Raw genomic sequence first — 1,993 nt, forward strand, 5'->3', positions numbered from 1 at the left:
CGGGCAGATTGATATTGAAAAATATGGAGGCTGAGCCCGGAATCGAACCGAGGTCCACGGATTTGCAATCCGCTGCATAACCACTCTGCCACTCAGCCATAATCTTTAAAAACAAGGAGTTATCAACCAAGTCACTGATTACACCCTGCTACAGAAGGCGCGAATATTAGCACAAAGTGCCGCAGGAATGTAGCAGAAATTTACTTGGCAGGAAGGGTCTTGGAAAGAGTTCTATGACAGCTCCCCCGATTCCGAAACTCACGCACCTGATTTCAATTTAAATGGATGGAAAACAACCGCTCTTCTTCACTTAGCCGCCTGTTTTTTCAAACGCCAGCTGAGTCGATAGCTGCTGCTAATGATGGTCAGAAGCAAGCAGGCATCGTTAGTGGCCAAATTTCACCTTGACGTTCTGGCACACGTCTCGTCAACAGAGAACCAAGGCTGGAACTGTCATTTTGAGAAGCATTTAAATCAGCAGTAACACGACTGGCAAGAAAATCCAAAAACTGCCTCTTAGGCAGTGGCTTTGCATAATAGTAGCCTTGGCCGTAATCATAATCAAAAGAGTTGAGCATCTCCTCATCCTGGACTGACTCCACTCCTTCCGCAATAACTTTCATATCCAACGAGCTTGATAGAGAGCAGAGACTGCGAACAATCGCTTTACTCTTATCATTCTTATGCATTGATGATACAAACGACCTATCAATTTTTATCTTGTCGATTGGGAACAGGTGCAGATAACTGAAACTCGAATAGCCAGTACCGAAGTCATCCAATGAGATCTTCGCACCCATTTCCTTAAAACGCATCAGAATCTCGCCAACCCGCTCCTGGTCAGACATCAGTAGTGTTTCAGTGATCTCAATCTTAAAATTATTCAGATCGATCTGTTTTTCGGCCAGGAACTCAAACAGCTTTTCAACCTGCTCATCTGTTTCGATCTGACGACTTGAGAGGTTTACACTGACATCAATGTTCTTTTCGGAATGATTATTGAACTCTTTAACTGCTTTGTATGCCTGCTCAAAGACCTGGTAACCGATCAGTTCGATCAGTCCGGTCTCCTCAGCCAGCGGTATAAAGTGATTCGGTGGGATAATCCCCTGTTGCGGATCGATCCATCGAATTAAACCTTCGCAACTGACCACACGACCTGTTCGCAAATCAGTAATAGGTTGATAAAACAATTCTAATTCATTGTTTATTATTGCATTTCTTAATTCTTGCTCACGTGCAATACGCTCTTTAGCAAGGCCTGCTTGCTGCACAAGATCCGCCTCCACCTTGCCTGTCGACTCGCTTATTTCCGTTTTAGAGACACCATTTGTTGAGAGAGCATAGCGCTCTTTCATATTACGGTATCGGTGTAGTACCACTTGCATGAGTAAAGTAACCGTAGGGTCCGCCGTGTCAATTAACCGGGCAAAATGCTCAGGAGGAATAACAATCAACTCAGCATCTTCTACAACAGAAGCGGTAGCGGTACGTGGACCGCCATCGATTATAGCCATCTCCCCAACCAGGTTCCCGGGACCGAGAATCGCCAGCTGCACCTCAGTGCCATTAGAGGTACAGGATGAGATAACTATCTCACCCTTTTCGATAATGTAGGCACAATCACCCGAACAACCTTCTTCAAACAGGCGCGCACCTGCGCGCACTTGAATGCGATGCTTATCCATCAGACCTCTCCTTCTCTGCATACAGAGAATCGTTATGCCAAACCCCGAAAATCTCAGTGATTGGCAACATTTCAATTTCACGAAACTTGTAATGAGGCGGTTGCTCCGCCTTACACAGATTGCGAATACAGGAATAGCTCTGCGATACAAGACGACGCTCACCGTGACCACCCTCACGATATACACCGTAGTGGATTGCAGTCCGCTCGGCTGTCGGAATCTGGTTGATCATGCTCTTGGTTGCCCAGATTGATCCTTTGCGGACGTAATCGCTAAGGCGCGATGCCTGGTTTACTGTATCCCCC

At 46.2% G+C, this 1,993-nt stretch carries 2 protein-coding genes and 1 tRNA gene; all 3 read right to left on the bottom strand.

Annotated features, from left to right (window positions below):
- Positions 1-24 precede the first annotated feature (24 nt).
- Positions 25-98, bottom strand: a tRNA-Cys gene (locus BOW51_RS10230).
- A gap of 267 nt (positions 99-365) precedes the next feature.
- On the bottom strand, positions 366-1,688 hold the full coding sequence (locus tag BOW51_RS10235) for an EAL domain-containing protein (protein ID WP_167367330.1): 1,323 nt from the start codon (positions 1,686-1,688) through the stop codon (positions 366-368).
- The coding region (locus BOW51_RS11305) for a hypothetical protein (protein WP_167367331.1) at positions 1,681-1,993 on the bottom strand (313 nt) is incomplete at its 5' end. The genes BOW51_RS10235 and BOW51_RS11305, both read right to left, overlap by 8 nt.

The organism is Solemya elarraichensis gill symbiont, from assembly GCF_002021095.1.
Classification (GTDB): Bacteria; Pseudomonadota; Gammaproteobacteria; order Chromatiales; family Chromatiaceae.

Bases quoted from the DNA above. Each gene is read 5' to 3' on its own strand.
- BOW51_RS10235 (WP_167367330.1), bottom strand. From the start codon at position 1,688: ATGGATAAGCATCGCATTCAAGTGCGCGCAGGTGCGCGCCTGTTTGAA.